This window comes from Streptococcus oralis subsp. oralis, assembly GCF_002096445.1.
Classification (GTDB): Bacteria; Bacillota; Bacilli; order Lactobacillales; family Streptococcaceae; genus Streptococcus; species Streptococcus oralis_N.
In genome coordinates this window covers 174,927-192,631 of the sequence record NZ_NCUK01000013.1, presented here as the reverse complement: position 1 = coordinate 192,631, position 17,705 = coordinate 174,927, and the positions used below count along the sequence as shown (strand labels likewise).

Here is a 17,705-nt window from a genome sequence, read left to right as displayed (position 1 = left end):
TTTCTTTTCACATTCTTTTGGCTACTTTTCTACTACTATAGTTCTGATTTTTTCGATGATTATCTCACCTTCCTATTATACCTTTTCCCCTAGTTTATTTCAAACTCAAAAGAGGATTTCCCCCTTCTCACATATAGAAAAAACCTTTGAAAAATCATGTTTTCAAAGGTTTTCCATTTCACTATTTATTCATTGATTTTTATATCTTATCAATGACTTTCTTGATCGTCATTCTGACTCTTCTTGGCAAGAAGACCGATACCTGTCACAGCTGTCAATGCTCCCAACAAAGCAGACGCTACCGAAGTCGACGCTCCTGTATTTGGCAAGGCTTGTTTCGGCTTGCTTGAAGCGGATTGACCTTGGCTTGCAATGTTTGCCATTGAGAGAGAGGTGCTTGTTAAAGTAGATGCCAGAGTACTTGCTGATGCAGAACTACTAATAGAATCTGAAGTCGAGAGACTAGTGCTAATCGACGTTGACTCGCTCACTGACATACTTGCTGAAACCGAAGCACTTTCTAGAATCGATTCACTGGCTAACATGCTAGCTGAGAGTGATGCGCTCGTTGAAGTAGATTCGCTCACTGATGTACTTGCTGAGATCGAGGCACTTTCTAATGCTAACTCGGCTGCTAGCATACTTGCAGAAGTTGAAGTACTTGTTGAAGCGGATTGACTCGAACTTACTGAGGCTGACTCACTTGCGCTTACCGATGCTGATTGGCTCGCACTCACTGAAGCCGATTGACTCGAGCTTGCCGACGCAGATTGACTCGAGCTTACTGAAGCGGATTGGCTCGCACTCACTGAAGCGGATTGACTGGCACTCAATGAAGCTGATCGACTCGCACTCGCTGAAGCGGATTGACTCGAACTTGCAGATGCTGATTGACTAGCGCTCGCTGAAGCGGATTGACTGGCACTTGCCGATGCTGATTGACTAGCACTTACGGACGCTGATTGGCTCGAACTTACTGAAGCGGATTCACTTGCACTTGCAGATGCTGACTGGCTTGAGCTTACTGAAGCGGAATGACTCGAGCTTACAGATACTGATTGGCTGACACTTGCTGAGGCAGATTGGCTGGCACTCAATGAAGCCGATTGACTCGAGCTTGCAGATGCTGACTGGCTTGAGCTTACTGAGGCAGACTGGCTCGAGCTCGCTGAAGCGGATTGGCTGGAGCTTACCGATGCTGATCGACTCGCACTTGCTGAAGCAGACTGACTTGCGCTTACTGAGGCAGACTGGCTCGAGCTCGCTGAGGCTGATTGGCTGGCACTCAATGAAGCGGACTGACTCGAACTTACCGATGCTGATTGGCTCGAACTGGCTGAGGCGGATTGACTCGAGCTAACTGATGCAGACTGGCTAGCGCTCGCTGAAGCTGATTGACTTGCACTTGCCGATGCTGATTGACTTGCGCTCGCTGAAGCGGATTGGCTCGCACTCAATGAAGCGGATTGACTCGAGCTCACCGACGCTGATTGACTCGAGCTCGCTGATACAGATTCACTTGCACTTACTGAGGCTGATTGACTAGAGCTTACCGATGCAGATTCGCTTGAACTTACTGAGGCTGATTGGCTAGCGCTCGCTGAAGCTGATTGGCTCGAACTTACTGAAGCCGATTCGCTCGAGCTTACAGATGCTGACTCACTGGCGCTCACTGAGGCTGATTGACTTGCACTTGCCGATGCTGATTGACTTGCACTTACTGATGCTGATTGACTTGCGCTCGCTGAAGCTGATTGGCTCGAACTTGCCGACGCAGATTGGCTCACACTCAATGAAGCGGATTGACTAGAGCTCACTGACGCTGATTGACTCGAGCTCGCTGATACAGATTCACTTGCACTTACTGAGGCTGATTGACTAGAGCTTACCGATGCAGATTCGCTTGAACTTACTGAGGCTGATTGGCTAGCGCTCGCTGAAGCAGATTGGCTCGAACTTACTGAAGCCGATTCGCTCGAGCTTACAGACGCTGACTGACTAGCACTTGCAGATGCGGATTGACTCGAGCTTACGGAAGCCGATTCACTTGCGCTCGCTGATGCTGACTCACTCGCACTCAATGATGCAGATTGGCTTGAGCTTACGGACGCAGACTGGCTGGCACTCGCTGATGCTGACTCACTTGCGCTTACTGAAGCGGATTCGCTGGTGCTTACAGAGGCAGACTGGCTGGCGCTCGCTGAGGCGGACTGGCTGGCACTTGCCGAAGATGACTGACTCGAACTTATTGATGCAGATTGACTTGCACTCACTGAGGCGGATCGGCTCGAGCTCGCTGAGGCTGATTGGCTGGAGCTTACTGAGGCTGATTGGCTGGCACTCACTGATGCGGACTGACTCGAACTTACTGATGCAGATTGACTTGCACTCACTGAAGCGGATCGGCTCGAGCTCGCTGAGGCGGATTCGCTTGAGCTTACTGAGGCTGATTGACTGGCACTCGCTGACGCAGACTGACTAGAGCTTACTGAGGCTGATTCGCTTGAGCTTACTGAGGCGGACTGACTCGAGCTGGCTGAAGCAGACTGACTGGCGCTGGCTGAAGCGGATTGACTCGAACTTACAGATGCAGACTCACTCGAACTTACTGAGGCGGACTGGCTATTACTTACTGAAATTGACGCTTGATTTGGCGTAATTTGTCCATTAAACACATCTGAAACCAAACCATCCACTGTCGTACTAGCAGTCACCGGTCCACTAGGAAGTCGTCCTCCATTGCGATCATATACTTTCTTCAAGTCAGTTTCAGTAAAGGTTACACTGGTAGAACTCCCCGTTGCCTGTTTGGTAAATGTTTCACCTGCAATTGTTAAAGTAACTGTCCCACCTGGAGCAACCCCATCTACCGTAATCGCTTGATTTGAGAGCCCACCTTTTTCGTTAAGATATTGATTCTCTATCCTTGGCGTCTGAGGGCGCACAGTAAAGCTCATGTCAATTTCATCCGTACTTCCATCTGGATAAGTTACCACCGCCGTCAAAGTATGCCGACCAGCAGACAAATTCGTATTGGTTCCAGATTTCCAAGTATAGGTTGTTCTAGTTCCCTTAGTAATTCCTGTAGTAGGTAATTCTGGCGTCCCTGTAGCATTCGTGATGTACTGACTGGCTTCACCAACAGAAACAGTCCCTGAATTGGCAGTTAGAGTAAAGTTTCGATTCACCTCAGCATTGATAGCTGGTTCGTACTTTTCAGACTGAGCATGAACTTCAAATTGAATTGCGGCAGGGTTGGCTGTTAAATCTTTTACAAGACCTACGTCAGTAGTATTTCCGCTAAAATTACCTTCCTGATCATAGGTGAAAACATAACGAGTCCACAAACTATTTACTGCTTGATTTTTTCCAACAGAACCCGTGATTGAAACGGTGAAAGGATTTGATGCTGTAGCATTTCCATCTTTGGCTAGTTTATTTGTCGGAACAATCATGCTGATACTCTGACCATTACTCGTAGTGAATGAGACAACGGTTGAAGTAGCCGGATAGGCCGCGGGAACAGCAGTAGGAACAAATTTTGCATGTTCAATTCGACCACTGTTATCAGTAAACTCAATGGTCCCAGAAAAATTTTCTTCTCGATAAATTTTAAATTTTTGCCCTTCTAGAACTGCGCCACCTGTAACGGTTATTTTCTGAAGTTCTGGCTTCTCAGTATCCCTAGCAGCTCTGAAGCTAGCGGTATTTGAAGCTTGGGTCAAAGCTTGTCCATTTCTGCTGTCACGAAGTCCAGAGTTGGCACGTAATACAGCATTTGCAATACTGTTTCGAGCTTCTGTAGCTTTTTGTAGGATAGTGGCAAGGTCAGAAGCCTCACCTTTCAAGGCTTCTACTATCTCATTCTTCGCTAGACTAGCCTTCGTGATTGCCTCATCCGAGTTCGGAAGCCCCTGCGCTTGAGCTAGAAATTGCCCAATCTCGGCTGATAAGGACTCTAATTTCTTCCGTTTTTCTTCATTTTGTTTTTCCGTCATGGCAACGGAAGTCATAGTCAGACCTGATTCAGCCGTCACATCTTCATTCTTTACACGACCAGACTGACTTTGAGGCAAGGATTCTGTAGAAAAATCAACTGCTTTTAATTCTTTTGAATGCTGTGATTTTTTCACTGTCTCCCGAGCCGACTCACTTGCTTGGGACTGACTTTGAACACCAACCGAAGCTCTCTCTGACAGAACACTATTCGCTTGATTCTGTGTTCCAAGGGATTCACTTGAACTAGCAGTTACACTTTGACTGTTTGCCAAGGATTGACTAGTAGAAGCAGATCGGCTCATCGACTGGCTCACGCTAGAAGAGTTTGAGGCACTGATAGACTGGCTCGTAGAGGCAGATTGACTGGCGCTCTGCGAATTTAATTCTGACAATGACTGGCTTTGACTGGTAGACAAAGACAAGCTAGCAGCATCTTGATGATCCTGTGTCGTCCCTAGCACTACTGAATCTCTCGTCGCCAGGGTATCTTTTGATTCGACAGTCTTTTCAACAGCGACTGCATCATTGGCATAAACACGCGTTTGCGTCGCAGCAAAACCACCTAAGATCGTCCCCGTAGCCGCTATCCCTTTCAAGACATCCAAGCCGGTCAACTTCTGACCTTCTTGCTTTTCAACCATTTCTGTCTTTACTTGGCTCTTATCCGCACTTCCACGCATCACCTTAAATAAGCCAAAAAGGGAAGTCGAGGCCCGTAGCCAATGCTTCCCTGATTTGATTAATTTGAACCGAGTTACACGGTCTGTTTCTCTATATTCACCCTTCTGGCGTCTAAAAAACATGTTCATCCCCTCAACTTGAAAAAGATCTATTCACCTATAAAATACTATCTCCTTATTATATACCAAATATACCGACAATTCAATATCTATAATATATCCTAAAGAAAGAAAGTGATTTCAAAAATAACTTGATTTCAAATCTATTCTGTTTTTTCAATATAATCTTCATTTTATTATTCTGTTAACATATTTTATTTATTTTTTAACCATTTCTATATGCTTTAAAAATTGAGCAAATAATTCCAATCACTCAGGGAATTGATTTTTATTCAAAATATAGAAAAAGTCCATGAATCAATAGCATGCACAGACTTTTAGGAGTAGAGTATTTAAAGGTAGTTTCACAAATGAATCAATGAGGGCGGTAGCCGAGGTAACTTTTTATCCTTTCCAACAAAAAAATCCACGAATCGAAAGCATTCGCGGACTTTTCTTACGACGCATTTAAGCAAAATGCCATACTAATTAATAGCCGTAATCTACGACACTGAGTTTTACAAATCGATTTCATTTGTAAAACGTGGTTACGACGGAAAAATCCACGAATCGATAATATTCGTGGACTTTTCTTACGACGCATTTAAGCAAAATGCCATACTAATTAATAGCCTTAATCTACGACACGAAGAGGCGAAAACGATTATTTTTCGCCGATGAGTTAGTGAGGCAGTTAGGCAAGTCTAATAGGACTTGCTGTAGCCTACTTAGATTGCTTTGCAATCAAGTAGGCTTACTGAATCACATCTTTTCCTCCAACTCAACATCTGGATACTTGTCCGCAAACCAGCGAAGGGCAAAGTCATTTTCAAAGAGGAAGACTGGCTGGTCGAAGCGGTCCTTGGCCAAGATATTGCGGCTTGACGACATCCGTTCATCCAAGTCCTCAGGCTTGATCCAACGAACGGTCTTTTTACCCATTGGGCTCATGACTACTTCCGCATTGTATTCACCTTCCATGCGGTGCTTAAAGACTTCAAACTGGAGTTGTCCGACAGCTCCTAGCATGTACTCACCAGTTTGGTAATTCTTGTAAAGCTGAATGGCTCCTTCTTGCACCAATTGCTCAATCCCCTTGTGGAAGGATTTTTGTTTCATAACGTTCTTAGCAGAAACTTTCATGAAAATCTCAGGTGTAAAGGTTGGAAGGGGTTCAAATTCAAACTTGTTTTTTCCAACCGTCAAGGTGTCTCCAACCTGATAAGTACCGGTATCGTAAACCCCGATGATATCACCTGCAACAGCATTGGTCACATTTTCACGACTTTCGGCCATAAACTGAGTGACATTAGATAGTTTGGCAGTCTTACCAGTACGAGGCAGATTGACACTCATTCCACGCTCAAATTCACCTGATACGATGCGAACAAAGGCGATACGGTCACGGTGACGAGGGTCCATGTTGGCTTGGATTTTAAAGACAAATCCTGAGAAATCCTTGTCATAAGGATCCACAATTTCGCCATCTGTTTTCTTGTGACCATGTGGTTCTGGAGCAAACTCAAGGAATGTCTCAAGGAAGGTCTGCACCCCAAAGTTGGTCAGGGCTGAACCAAAGAAGACTGGCGTCAGTTCTCCTGCAAGAATAGCTTCTTCTGAAAATTCATTTCCTGCTTCTTGCAACAGTTCGATATCGTCCTTAACCTGAGCGTAGAAAGGATTGCTTCCAAAGAGCTTGTCCCCTTCTTCCAGACTGGCAAAACGCTCATCCCCTTTATAAAGCTCCAAGCGTTGGTTATAGAGGTCATACAAGCCTTCGAAGGCTTTCCCCATCCCGATTGGCCAGTTCATAGGATAGCTCGCAATACCTAAGACTTCTTCTAGCTCTTGCAAAAGGTCTAGCGGTTCACGACCGTCACGGTCTAGCTTGTTCATAAAGGTAAATACTGGAATGCCCCGGTGTTTGACAACTTCAAACAATTTCTTGGTTTGGGCCTCGATACCCTTGGCAGAGTCCACGACCATGACAGCAGCATCCACCGCCATCAAGGTACGATAGGTATCTTCTGAGAAGTCCTCATGCCCTGGTGTGTCTAGGATGTTGACGCGTTTGCCATCGTAGTCAAACTGCATCACAGATGAAGTGACCGAAATCCCACGTTGTTTCTCGATATCCATCCAGTCAGACTTGGCAAAAGTCCCTGTTTTCTTCCCTTTTACAGTACCAGCCTCACGAATCTCGCCCCCAAAGTAGAGCAACTGCTCAGTAATAGTTGTTTTCCCGGCATCCGGGTGGGAGATGATGGCAAAGGTACGGCGTTTCTTTATTTCTTCTTGAATAGTCATAAGTTCTCTTTCTTTGATTTTCTATTTTTAGTTGTTTCAGTAGCTAAGAATGATGTTTACATTGGATTTTACCATTCCTTTCAACTCTCCATTATATCGGATTTTGGGGAGTTTTTCAATTGCTCATCCGATGAAAAGGCAAGCTAGAGCACAGATTGCGCCTGATTTCTCTTTTTCCACCGTTTCTTAAACAAGATATCAAAGATCACTAAGGCTAAAGATAGAATAATTGAAACTAGCAGATACTTTATCCATAGAGGAGCATTTGAGATAAACGGGGTATCTCTTAAGAGACCATAATTTCCACCCGTCACCTGATTAACACCAACTAGAAAGAGATTGAGAATAAAGGTATAGGCCACAATCATATATTTCTTGAGCAAGGTCTTGTCATAGTGATTCATCAAGTAAACCAAGGAATTCACTAGAAGGGCATAGTGCCCAATCAAAAAAGAAAAACTGGTGATATGGGGGAAATCATAGGGGTCAAAAACCGGGTAAACCAAGGCAAAGACCGCTCCACTTGCTCCTAAGAGGGCAAAATATTGCTTGCTCCGCCATTTATCTGGCAAGAAAACCACCGCAAACATAGCCAAACGACAATGGTAAAATGGAAGGCTATTAGAAAATGGAATCCCAAAGCCAACATACCAACTATATAGGGCTAGCAACTGGAGGATCTGAATCCCCTTAAACAAGCGGACAAATTTCGGATTATTGTGATAAGCAAGTGCTCCATAAATACAAAGCACTAAAGTAAGCATCATAATCCCATACCAAAAGAGGGAAATGGGAGGAGGAACCGTCTGAGATCTGGTGATAAATTGATGGAACATATTTCTATCCTAACTCTTATTTTTTCTATTCTCTAGTTTAACCATTATAGCGAATTAAAAGCGATTTTTCAATTTCTATTTCTTTTCAGTTTGGCTCCCTTATTTATAGGAAAATATGGTAAAATAGAACAGACTAAAAATCATCATTTCACGAAAGGATGCAAGATGAAAATTACGCAAGAAGAGGTAACACACGTTGCCAATCTGTCAAAATTAAGATTCTCTGAAGAAGAAACTGTTGCCTTTGCGACAACCTTGTCTAAAATTGTTGACATGGTTGAATTGCTGGGCGAAGTCGACACAACTGGTGTCGCACCTGCTACGACCATGGCAGACCGCAAGACCGTACTCCGTCCGGATGTGGCCGAAGAAGGAACAGACCGTGACCGCTTGTTTAAAAACGTACCTGAAAAAGAAAACTACTATATCAAGGTACCAGCTATCCTAGATGATGGAGGAGATGCCTAATGACTTTTAATAACAAAACGATTGAAGACTTACACAACCTCCTTGTCTCTAAGGAGATTTCAGCTACTGAATTGACCCAAGCCACGCTTGAAGATATCAAGTCTCGCGAGAAAGCTATCAATGCTTTTGTCACTATCGCTGAAGAACAAGCCCTTGCTCAAGCTAAGGCTATTGATAAAGCTGGAATTGACGCGGATAATGTCCTTTCAGGAATTCCACTGGCTGTTAAGGATAATATTTCTACTGACGGCATCCTCACAACTGCTGCCTCAAAAATGCTCTACAACTACGAGCCAATCTTTGATGCGACAGCCGTCGCCAATGCCAAAGCTAAAGGCATGATTGTCGTTGGAAAAACCAACATGGACGAATTTGCCATGGGTGGATCCGGTGAAACTTCTCACTACGGTGCCACTAAAAATGCTTGGGACCACAGCAAGGTTCCCGGTGGTTCATCAAGTGGTTCAGCCGCAGCTGTAGCTTCAGGACAAGTCCGCTTGTCTCTTGGATCTGATACTGGTGGTTCTATCCGCCAACCTGCTGCCTTCAACGGGATCGTTGGTCTCAAACCAACCTACGGAACAGTTTCACGTTTCGGTCTCATTGCCTTCGGTAGCTCATTAGACCAGATTGGACCTTTTGCACCAACTGTTAAAGAAAATGCCCTCTTGCTCAATGCGATTGCTAGCGAAGATGCTAAAGACTCTACTTCTGCTCCTGTCCGCATTGCTGACTTTACTTCAAAAATCGGTCAAGACATCAAGGGAATGAAAATTGCTTTGCCTAAGGAATACCTTGGTGAAGGGATTGACCCAGAGGTTAAGGAAACCATTCTGAATGCCGCTAAACACTTTGAAAAACTTGGTGCCATCGTCGAAGAAGTCAGCCTTCCTCACTCTAAATACGGTGTTGCCGTTTACTACATCATCGCTTCATCAGAAGCCTCATCAAACTTGCAACGCTTTGACGGTATCCGTTATGGCTACCGCGCAGAAGATGCAAGCAACCTTGATGAAATCTATGTAAACAGCCGTAGCCAAGGTTTCGGTGAAGAAGTGAAACGCCGTATCATGCTGGGTACTTTCAGCCTTTCATCAGGTTACTACGATGCCTACTACAAGAAGGCTGGACAAGTTCGTACCCTCATCATCCAAGATTTCGAAAAAGTCTTTGCGGATTACGACTTGATTTTGGGACCAACTGCACCAAGCGTTGCCTATGACTTGGATTCACTCAACCACGATCCCGTTGCCATGTACTTGGCTGACCTTTTGACCATCCCAGTCAACTTAGCTGGTCTTCCAGGAATTTCTATTCCTGCTGGATTTGCTCAAGGTCTCCCAGTCGGTCTCCAATTGATTGGTCCTAAATACTCTGAGGAAACCATTTACCAAGTTGCTGCTGCCTTTGAAGCAACAACAGACTACCACAAACAACAACCCGTGATTTTTGGAGGTGACAACTAATGAACTTTGAAACAGTCATTGGACTTGAAGTCCACGTAGAGCTCAACACCAATTCAAAAATCTTCTCACCTACATCTGCCCACTTTGGAAATGACCAAAATGCCAACACTAACGTGATTGACTGGTCCTTCCCAGGAGTACTTCCAGTTCTCAATAAGGGTGTTGTCGATGCTGGTATCAAGGCAGCTCTTGCCCTCAACATGGACATCCACAAAAAGATGCACTTTGACCGCAAGAACTACTTCTACCCTGATAATCCAAAAGCCTACCAAATTTCTCAGTTTGATGAGCCAATTGGTTACAATGGTTGGATTGAAGTGGAGCTAGAAGATGGTACGACCAAGAAAATCGGTATTGAACGCGCCCACTTGGAAGAAGACGCTGGTAAAAACACCCACGGTACAGATGGCTACTCTTATGTTGACCTCAATCGTCAAGGGGTGCCATTGATTGAAATCGTATCTGAGGCCGACATGCGTTCCCCAGAAGAAGCCTATGCTTATCTAACAGCTCTCAAGGAAGTCATCCAGTACGCTGGCATTTCAGACGTTAAGATGGAAGAAGGTTCTATGCGTGTGGATGCTAACATCTCGCTTCGTCCTTATGGTCAAGAAAAATTCGGTACCAAGACTGAGTTGAAAAACCTCAACTCCTTCTCGAACGTTCGCAAGGGTCTTGAGTACGAAGTCCAACGTCAGGCTGAAATTCTTCGCTCAGGTGGTCAAATCCGCCAAGAAACACGCCGTTACGATGAAGCTAACAAGGCAACCATCCTCATGCGTGTCAAGGAAGGCGCTGCTGACTACCGCTACTTCCCAGAACCAGACCTACCCCTCTTTGAAATCTCAGATGAGTGGATTGAGGAAATGCGCACTGAATTGCCAGAGTTTCCAAAAGAACGCCGTGCACGCTACGTATCTGACCTTGGCTTGTCAGATTACGATGCTAGCCAGTTGACTGCAAACAAGGTCACTTCTGACTTCTTTGAGAAAGCTGTTGCCCTCGGTGGTGATGCTAAACAAGTCTCTAACTGGCTCCAAGGTGAAGTTGCTCAGTTCTTGAACGCCGAAGGTAAAACACTGGAACAAATCGAATTAACACCAGAAAACTTGGTAGAAATGATTGCCATCATCGAAGACGGTACCATCTCTTCTAAGATTGCCAAGAAAGTCTTTGTCCACCTGGCTAAAAATGGCGGTGGTGCGCGTGAATACGTGGAAAAAGCAGGCTTGGTGCAAATCTCTGATCCAGATGTTCTGATCCCAATCATCCACCAAGTCTTTGCGGATAATGAAGCAGCCGTTGCCGACTTCAAGTCAGGCAAACGCAACGCAGACAAGGCCTTCACAGGATTCCTTATGAAGGCAACCAAAGGCCAAGCCAACCCACAAGTTGCCCTTAAACTGCTTGCACAAGAATTGGCGAAGTTGAAAGAAAGTGAGTAATTCGCTAGTAGCCAGTCAGTAGTCTAGACAGCTACCTTTTCAATCATATAGTTAGGAGACACATGAAAAAGTTTTACACTCTTTTAATGACCTGTTTATTGCTTGCTTTTCTTGTCATGCCTCAAATCGTTGATGCGGGTGTCGGACATTCCAGAAGTGGAGGGAGCAGCCGTAGTAGCTCCAGAAGTAGTAGCCGCTCAAGTGGAGGTGGAAGTCGTTCTGGCGGCTCATCCTACCACTACTACCGCTCTGGATATGGCTCATCCTCTGACAGTTCTACTAGCTCTCCCTATCTAGGATTTATGTTCATATTAGTCGGAGGAATCATACTAGTTGTTATCGTCAAATCCTTGCAGAATAAGTCTGGAGATTCGAGTTCAACCTACACTAGTAATGATTCTCAAACGCTCCATCGTCGAGTTGAACACAACACACTGGCCATTAGTCGTGTGAAATACGGGGATCCGAACTTTGACGCGGAAGCTTTCACCTCTTGGGTTAAGGAAGTCTACCTTAAATTGCAGGTTGCCTGGACTGAAAAAAATTGGAACTCTGTCCGCGCTTTAGAAAGTACCAGCCTCTACTCTCAACATAGTACCCAACTTGAGGACCATATTCGAGCTAAAACAACCAATGTTTTAGAGAAAGTTTGTATCGAAAATGTTCGCATCAAGGAGTTCATTGAAAATCCTGACGGAAACGATACCTTAGTGGTGATTTTGTCATCTACCTTGCGGGACTATGTCATTGACGATGAGACTCGCCGTGTCCTTGAAGGAGACCCTAAAAAAGATCTCTTCACCGTGTATCAATTAAACTTTATCCGTCAACACGGTAGTCAAACGCAAGCAGTCAATCCAGACCAAGTTGTGAGCGACCACTGTCCAAACTGTGGTGCCCCTTTGAAAATCTCTGCAGTTAGCGAGTGCGACTACTGTGGTGCCAATCTCTCTCGCAGTCCAAACCAATGGGTACTCGATACCTATGATGTTGTGGATGAAGACGAGCTTTATAATTAGGAGGAATTATGGGATTTATACGTGCAGCCTTATCAGCAGGCTTAAATAGTTTTAATGATAGTAAATTCAAGGAAGCCATCGTCCTTCCAGACAATGTCTCTGGCGATGCCTTGGCCGTCAAGGGTCATTTACTCACTAAAGACCCCGATGGACGTTCTCGTCACAGCAATCAAAATACAGGCCTCTTGTCAGATGGCAGTGTAGTTATCGTTCCTCAAGGCTATACCGCTCTTTTGGTAAACAACGGTACCTTCCTTGGTGAAGTTCTCGAAGCTGGTAGCCACGAATGGCAAGCTGGTGATAATGCCTGGCTCCTTGAAAAAGGTGGTTTAAAGGGCACTTGGGAAAACTTTAAAAACCGTTTCTCTTTTGGTGGACAAGTCATCACCCAACAAGAAATCATCTTTATCCGCATGCAACCCATCGCGGGCAATAAGTTCGGCACACAAAATGCGGTCGAATACTTCAGCGAACGTTACCAACAACTGCTCAACATCCGTTTCTATGGCTTGTTTGATGTAAAAATATCAGACCCAGTCCTCTTCTACGTAAGTTCTGTTAGCCGTCAAATTACTGACGGACAGCCATTTACTATCCAGAATGTAGCTCAAGGAACGCTCCGTCAAAATATCGCACCGAAAATCGCGATTGCCATTGCCAAATACACCAACGAAAACAAGGTTGATATCTATAGCCTCAATGCTAATCAAGATACCTTTAACGAACTCGCTAAACAAGAGGTCAACAAGGTTTGGACAGGCCTCTACGGGATTGAAGCAACTAACATCTTGCTTGAAGACCTCAGCTACGACCAAGAAAGTCTTGATATCGTTCGCAAGCTTGATAGTGAGCTCGTGGCAATGAAGTACAACACGATTGAAATTGAAGAACGCCGTGCTCGCAACGAAGCACTTATTGCTGCAGCTGCCAACGAAGGGAATGGCAATGGGATGAACATGTTTATGGGCATGAATCTTGGCCAAACTCTTGGTGGTCAACTAAGCCAACAAGTCCAAAATCAAGCACCGGCTCAAAATACTGGACAAACTGCCAGCAAGAATTTTTATATCGAAGTCGATGGAAAATACGTCCTCGTCACCAAAGACGAAGATGGCAATATCGTACCAGTCAACTAATTAAGCTCCTTCTGACATTTGAGTAATGTTGTCTTTTATGGTACAATAAAGAGTAAATTATTTTATTAAAGAGGTAAAAACATGATTGAAGCAAGTAAATTAAAGGCTGGTATGACCTTTGAAACAGCTGACGGAAAATTGATCCGCGTTTTGGAAGCTAGCCACCACAAACCAGGTAAAGGAAACACCATCATGCGTATGAAATTGCGTGATGTCCGTACTGGTTCTACATTTGACACAAGCTACCGTCCAGAGGAAAAATTTGAACAAGCTATCATCGAGACTGTCCCAGCTCAATACTTGTACAAAATGGATGACACAGCCTACTTCATGAACACAGAAACTTACGACCAATACGAAATCCCTGTAGTCAACGTTGAAAACGAATTGCTTTACATCCTTGAAAACTCTGATGTGAAGATCCAATTCTACGGAACTGAAGTGATTGGTGTTACCGTTCCTACTACTGTCGAATTGACAGTTGCAGAAACTCAACCATCTATCAAAGGTGCTACTGTTACAGGTTCTGGTAAACCAGCAACGATGGAAACTGGACTTGTCGTAAACGTTCCAGACTTCATCGAAGCAGGACAAAAACTCGTTATCAACACTGCAGAAGGAACTTACGTTTCTCGTGCCTAATCTCTAGAAAGAGGTCATTCTATGGGAATTGAAGAACAACTTGGCGAAATTGTTATCGCCCCACGTGTACTTGAAAAAATCATTGCTATTGCTACTGCAAAAGTAGAGGGTGTTCACTCTTTTTCAAACAAATCAGTATCTGACACCCTTTCAAAACTTTCTCTTGGCCGTGGTGTTTATCTTAAAAACGTGGACGAAGAGCTTACAGCAGATATCTATCTCTACCTTGAGTACGGAGTAAAAGTTCCTAAGGTAGCGGTTGCTATCCAGAAAGCTGTTAAAGATGCCGTCCGCAATATGGCTGATGTAGAACTCGCTGCTATCAATATCCACGTTGCAGGTATCGTTCCAGATAAAACACCAAAACCAGAATTGAAAGATCTATTTGACGAGGACTTCCTCAATGACTAGTCCACTATTAGAATCTAGACGCCAACTCCGTAAATGCGCTTTTCAAGCTCTCATGAGCCTTGAATTCGGTACGGATGTCGAAACTGCTTGTCGTTTCGCCTATACTCATGATCGTGAAGATACGGATGTGCAACTTCCAGCCTTTTTGACAGAGCTAGTTTCTGGTGTTCAGGCTAAAAAGGAAGAACTAGACAAGCAAATCACTCAGCATTTAAAAGCAGGTTGGACCATCGAGCGGTTAACACTCGTAGAGAGAAACCTCCTTCGCTTGGGAGTCTTTGAAATCACTTCATTTGACACTCCACAGCTGGTTGCGGTTAATGAAGCTATCGAGCTTGCAAAGGACTTCTCAGATCAAAAATCTGCCCGTTTTATCAATGGACTGCTCAGTCAGTTTGTAACAGAAGAACAGTAAATAGAAAAAGTGTTTGACAATTATCAAACACTTTTTCTTTGCCTCCACTATCTTAAAAAGTGGTAATAGACATAATTATAAACAAAAATCCAGATGGGTTTTGCATAAATGAGAAAATTGAAAAAACTATGGCACAAGATGGTGATTTTTAGGTTCTTTGTCCACCGATATACTAGAGCAAAGAAAAGACCAACAAAACTATAAATAATCAAACTGATAGGATCGCGATGGGATAATACCAAGTGACTGAGACCAAAGATAAGAGCTGATAAGATAACATCCAGATAATACTTGGACTGGGGAAAGAAGGTATTCATAAAATACCCTCTATCAATTAGTTCCTCTGATATAGGTGCGACGACTACTGTTAAACTAAAACTGAGAACAGTTGATAGAAAAGTTGGTTGCCCATTGGAGTATAGAATCGAAAGAAGGTCTTGAAAGATATACTTGTTATCAACCAAATAGTGATACTGTATCTGAAAAGCATCCACCAATTGACGAACAAAATAAGTAGCCACTAGACCAAATACAAGGTAAAAGAATCTTGACTTCTTTGAGCTTTTTTTTAAAATATAGAGCATCTCTTTCTTTTTTAACCAAAAGACAAATAAGACTACAAGAACTAGTTCCCAAACAAGTGAAATGACAGAATAGCCATCTATCCCCCATCCCAAAAACTTAGTTAGATGCACAATCCCTAACTCTGGTAGATAAACCGATAGAAATACCAGTAAGATAAAGACTCCTAAATGCCCTAGTTTTTTCATACTTACCCCTTTAATTTATCAATAGCCAATACCAGAACCACGTCTAGTCGCATGAGTCAATATTGTACTCGAGTCAGTTGCAATGCTATAAGCATAAGGCCAACTCCAATTTATATCATCAACCAACCAAATCATGCCACCACCTGAGGCTTGTTCTAAGTCCTCAGTTGAAAGAGCTGTAAATGTTTCTGTACCTGTCATTGTAAGTACCTCCTTAAAATAAATTTTTGTAAGCTTACATCTACAGTATACATCTTTTTTGTCTATTTTACTGTCCATCTCCTCAACTGTCAATTTTTCGTCCTGAATTGCATTTTTCCATAAAAAATGAGACCTTTCTAGTCTCATTTAGTCATTCTTAGTATTTTCTAAAGCGTTGGTAACGTTCTTCAATAAGTTGGTCGAGTGGTAGTTCTTGCAACCTATCTAGTTCTGCACGCAATTCATTTTTAACGCAACCTAGCAGTTCTTTACTTGACAACCCTGCCTCTGAAATTACCTTGTCTACAATTCCCATTTCTAGAAGTTCGTGTGAAGTGATTTTCATCAACTCCGCCGCTTCCATAGCACGACTTCCATCCTTCCAAAGGATAGAAGCAAATCCTTCAGGGCTAAGTACTGCGTAGATTGAGTTTTCTAACATCCAGACACGGTTAGCTACGGCTAGAGCTAGGGCCCCACCAGATCCACCTTCACCGATAATAATCGCGATGATTGGAACCTTGAGATCACTCATTTCCATCAGGTTTCGGGCAATTGCTTCCCCTTGTCCACGTTCCTCGGCTCCCACACCTGGGTAAGCACCCGCCGTATTGATAAAGGTCACAACTGGACGGCCAAACTTTTCTGCCTGTTTCATCAGGCGCAAGGCCTTACGATAGCCTTCTGGATGTGGTTGCCCAAAATTTCGTTTGAGGTTATCATGAAGACTCTTCCCCTTTTGGATACCAACGACAGTTACTGCCTGTTCACCTAACCAGCCAATTCCACCAATGACCGCACCATCATCGCGGAAAGAGCGATCTCCATGCAATTCGATAAACTCGTCAAAGATTCCATTGGCAAAATCAAGTGCGGTCAAACGACTCTGCTCGCGTGCCTCCCTGACTATTTTTGCAATATTCATCCGCGACTTCCTCCATGCAATCTTACTAATTTAGCAATTGTTTCAGGCAATTCTCTCCGTTTGACAATTGCATCAACAAATCCATGTTCAAGCAGAAATTCTGCCTTTTGGAAGTCATCCGGCAAGGTCTCACGAACTGTATTTTCGATAACACGACGCCCAGCAAAACCAACCAAACTCTGTGGCTCCGCTAGGATAATATCCCCTTCCATAGCAAAAGAAGCGGTCACTCCACCTGTTGTCGGATCAGTTAAAATAGTTAGGTAAAAAAGTCCTGCCTTGGAATGACGTTGAACTGCCGCAGAAATTTTAGCCATCTGCATCAAGCTCATGATTCCTTCTTGCATACGGGCTCCACCAGAAGCTGTGAAGAGAACGACTGGCAAGTTTTCTACCGTTGCATACTCAAACAAGCGCGTGATTTTTTCACCCACAACGGTTCCCATAGAAGCCATGATAAAGTTTGAATCCATGATCCCAAGGGCAACTTTTTGTCTCTTAATGCTAGCTGTACCAGTCAGTACTGCTTCATCCAAACCTGTCTTTTCACGCATAGTAGCCAATTTTTTCTGGTAGCCAGGAAAGTTTAATGGATCTTGAGTTTCAATACCCGTAAACATCTCCACAAAGCTACCAGAATCAATCGTCAAATCCAAGCGTTCCTGAGCTGAAATACGGAAAGTATAGCTACAATGGGGACAAATTCGTTCGCTCCCAAGATCCTTTTGGTAAATGGTGTGTTTACAACCAGGACACTGGGAGAAGAGTTCATCCGGAACCTCAGGCTTGGCTTGTGGTTTCTGCCTTACGGAACGGTTAGGATTGATCCGAATATACTTATCCTTTTTACTAAATAGAGCCATAACTCCCCCTTTTAGTTCTCATA

General features: G+C 43.9%; 15 protein-coding genes. 8 read left to right on the top strand and 7 right to left on the bottom strand.

Annotated features, from left to right (window positions below):
- Positions 1 to 209: 209 nt before the first annotated feature.
- The 3 genes from B7721_RS04305 to B7721_RS04295 form a co-directional block, all read right to left on the bottom strand.
- Positions 210 to 4,802 (bottom strand): accessory Sec-dependent serine-rich glycoprotein adhesin, encoded by a 4,593-nt coding sequence (locus B7721_RS04305; RefSeq protein WP_084877698.1) that lies wholly within the window; start codon positions 4,800 to 4,802, stop codon positions 210 to 212.
- 738 nt (positions 4,803 to 5,540) lie between these two features.
- Positions 5,541 to 7,085: a peptide chain release factor 3 gene (locus tag B7721_RS04300; RefSeq protein ID WP_045617612.1), complete on the bottom strand. Its 1,545-nt coding sequence runs from the start codon at positions 7,083 to 7,085 to the stop codon at positions 5,541 to 5,543.
- Positions 7,086 to 7,228: 143 nt separating this feature from the next.
- Entirely contained in the window at positions 7,229 to 7,921 is a 693-nt protein-coding gene (locus tag B7721_RS04295; protein ID WP_084877696.1) for a YwaF family protein, read from the bottom strand.
- A gap of 165 nt (positions 7,922 to 8,086) precedes the next feature.
- Between B7721_RS04295 and gatC the strand changes: the two genes are divergently transcribed.
- From gatC to nusB, 8 genes are all read left to right on the top strand, one after another.
- Positions 8,087 to 8,389, top strand: coding sequence for an Asp-tRNA(Asn)/Glu-tRNA(Gln) amidotransferase subunit GatC (gatC, locus tag B7721_RS04290; protein ID WP_084877695.1), 303 nt, complete (start codon positions 8,087 to 8,089; stop codon positions 8,387 to 8,389).
- Positions 8,389 to 9,855 carry an Asp-tRNA(Asn)/Glu-tRNA(Gln) amidotransferase subunit GatA gene (gatA, locus tag B7721_RS04285; protein ID WP_084877693.1) on the top strand — a complete coding sequence of 489 codons (1,467 nt, stop codon included), beginning with the start codon at positions 8,389 to 8,391 and terminating at the stop codon, positions 9,853 to 9,855. Before gatC ends, gatA begins: the two co-directional genes overlap by 1 nt.
- Entirely contained in the window at positions 9,855 to 11,300 is a 1,446-nt protein-coding gene (gene gatB, locus B7721_RS04280; protein ID WP_001008649.1) for an Asp-tRNA(Asn)/Glu-tRNA(Gln) amidotransferase subunit GatB, read from the top strand. The genes gatA and gatB overlap by 1 nt, the downstream gene beginning before the upstream one ends.
- 62 nt (positions 11,301 to 11,362) lie before the next feature.
- A complete protein-coding gene (locus tag B7721_RS04275) occupies positions 11,363 to 12,319 on the top strand; it encodes a zinc-ribbon domain-containing transport protein (RefSeq protein WP_084877692.1) in 957 nt (318 codons plus the stop codon).
- Between the two features lie 8 nt (positions 12,320 to 12,327).
- Positions 12,328 to 13,455, top strand: coding sequence for an SPFH domain-containing protein (locus B7721_RS04270; protein WP_084877690.1), 1,128 nt, complete (start codon positions 12,328 to 12,330; stop codon positions 13,453 to 13,455).
- An 81-nt stretch (positions 13,456 to 13,536) separates the two neighbouring features.
- A complete protein-coding gene (gene efp / locus B7721_RS04265; protein WP_000568640.1) occupies positions 13,537 to 14,097 on the top strand; it encodes an elongation factor P in 561 nt (186 codons plus the stop codon).
- 21 nt (positions 14,098 to 14,118) lie between these two features.
- Positions 14,119 to 14,508, top strand: coding sequence for an Asp23/Gls24 family envelope stress response protein (locus B7721_RS04260; RefSeq protein ID WP_000510584.1), 390 nt, complete (start codon positions 14,119 to 14,121; stop codon positions 14,506 to 14,508).
- Positions 14,501 to 14,923 (top strand): transcription antitermination factor NusB, encoded by a 423-nt coding sequence (gene nusB, locus B7721_RS04255; protein WP_000203659.1) that lies wholly within the window; start codon positions 14,501 to 14,503, stop codon positions 14,921 to 14,923. The genes B7721_RS04260 and nusB overlap by 8 nt, the downstream gene beginning before the upstream one ends.
- 47 nt (positions 14,924 to 14,970) lie before the next feature.
- Here the strand turns inward: nusB and B7721_RS04250 are convergent, their stop codons facing one another.
- The 4 genes from B7721_RS04250 to accD form a co-directional block, all read right to left on the bottom strand.
- Positions 14,971 to 15,693, bottom strand: a complete 723-nt coding sequence (locus B7721_RS04250) for a CPBP family intramembrane glutamic endopeptidase (protein ID WP_084877688.1) — start codon at positions 15,691 to 15,693, stop codon at positions 14,971 to 14,973.
- 18 nt (positions 15,694 to 15,711) lie between these two features.
- Positions 15,712 to 15,894 carry a hypothetical protein gene (locus B7721_RS04245; protein ID WP_084878854.1) on the bottom strand — a complete coding sequence of 61 codons (183 nt, stop codon included), beginning with the start codon at positions 15,892 to 15,894 and terminating at the stop codon, positions 15,712 to 15,714.
- Between the two features lie 157 nt (positions 15,895 to 16,051).
- A complete protein-coding gene (locus tag B7721_RS04240; protein ID WP_001017380.1) occupies positions 16,052 to 16,819 on the bottom strand; it encodes an acetyl-CoA carboxylase carboxyl transferase subunit alpha in 768 nt (255 codons plus the stop codon).
- Positions 16,816 to 17,682, bottom strand: a complete 867-nt coding sequence (gene accD / locus B7721_RS04235) for an acetyl-CoA carboxylase, carboxyltransferase subunit beta (protein WP_084877687.1) — start codon at positions 17,680 to 17,682, stop codon at positions 16,816 to 16,818. Before accD ends, B7721_RS04240 begins: the two co-directional genes overlap by 4 nt.
- Between the last annotated feature and the right edge of the window lie 23 nt (positions 17,683 to 17,705).

What these genes read in the sequence shown, in the direction of transcription:
- B7721_RS04305 (WP_084877698.1), bottom strand. Translation starts at nt 4,802, where the DNA reads ATGTTTTTTAGACGCCAGAAGGGTGAATATAGAGAAACAGACCGTGTA.
- B7721_RS04300 (WP_045617612.1), bottom strand. Translation starts at nt 7,085, where the DNA reads ATGACTATTCAAGAAGAAATAAAGAAACGCCGTACCTTTGCCATCATC.
- B7721_RS04295 (WP_084877696.1), bottom strand. Translation starts at nt 7,921, where the DNA reads ATGTTCCATCAATTTATCACCAGATCTCAGACGGTTCCTCCTCCCATT.
- gatC (WP_084877695.1), top strand. Translation starts at nt 8,087, where the DNA reads ATGAAAATTACGCAAGAAGAGGTAACACACGTTGCCAATCTGTCAAAA.
- gatA (WP_084877693.1), top strand. Translation starts at nt 8,389, where the DNA reads ATGACTTTTAATAACAAAACGATTGAAGACTTACACAACCTCCTTGTC.
- gatB (WP_001008649.1), top strand. Translation starts at nt 9,855, where the DNA reads ATGAACTTTGAAACAGTCATTGGACTTGAAGTCCACGTAGAGCTCAAC.
- B7721_RS04275 (WP_084877692.1), top strand. Translation starts at nt 11,363, where the DNA reads ATGAAAAAGTTTTACACTCTTTTAATGACCTGTTTATTGCTTGCTTTT.
- B7721_RS04270 (WP_084877690.1), top strand. Translation starts at nt 12,328, where the DNA reads ATGGGATTTATACGTGCAGCCTTATCAGCAGGCTTAAATAGTTTTAAT.
- efp (WP_000568640.1), top strand. Translation starts at nt 13,537, where the DNA reads ATGATTGAAGCAAGTAAATTAAAGGCTGGTATGACCTTTGAAACAGCT.
- B7721_RS04260 (WP_000510584.1), top strand. Translation starts at nt 14,119, where the DNA reads ATGGGAATTGAAGAACAACTTGGCGAAATTGTTATCGCCCCACGTGTA.
- nusB (WP_000203659.1), top strand. Translation starts at nt 14,501, where the DNA reads ATGACTAGTCCACTATTAGAATCTAGACGCCAACTCCGTAAATGCGCT.
- B7721_RS04250 (WP_084877688.1), bottom strand. Translation starts at nt 15,693, where the DNA reads ATGAAAAAACTAGGGCATTTAGGAGTCTTTATCTTACTGGTATTTCTA.
- B7721_RS04245 (WP_084878854.1), bottom strand. Translation starts at nt 15,894, where the DNA reads ATGACAGGTACAGAAACATTTACAGCTCTTTCAACTGAGGACTTAGAA.
- B7721_RS04240 (WP_001017380.1), bottom strand. Translation starts at nt 16,819, where the DNA reads ATGAATATTGCAAAAATAGTCAGGGAGGCACGCGAGCAGAGTCGTTTG.
- accD (WP_084877687.1), bottom strand. Translation starts at nt 17,682, where the DNA reads ATGGCTCTATTTAGTAAAAAGGATAAGTATATTCGGATCAATCCTAAC.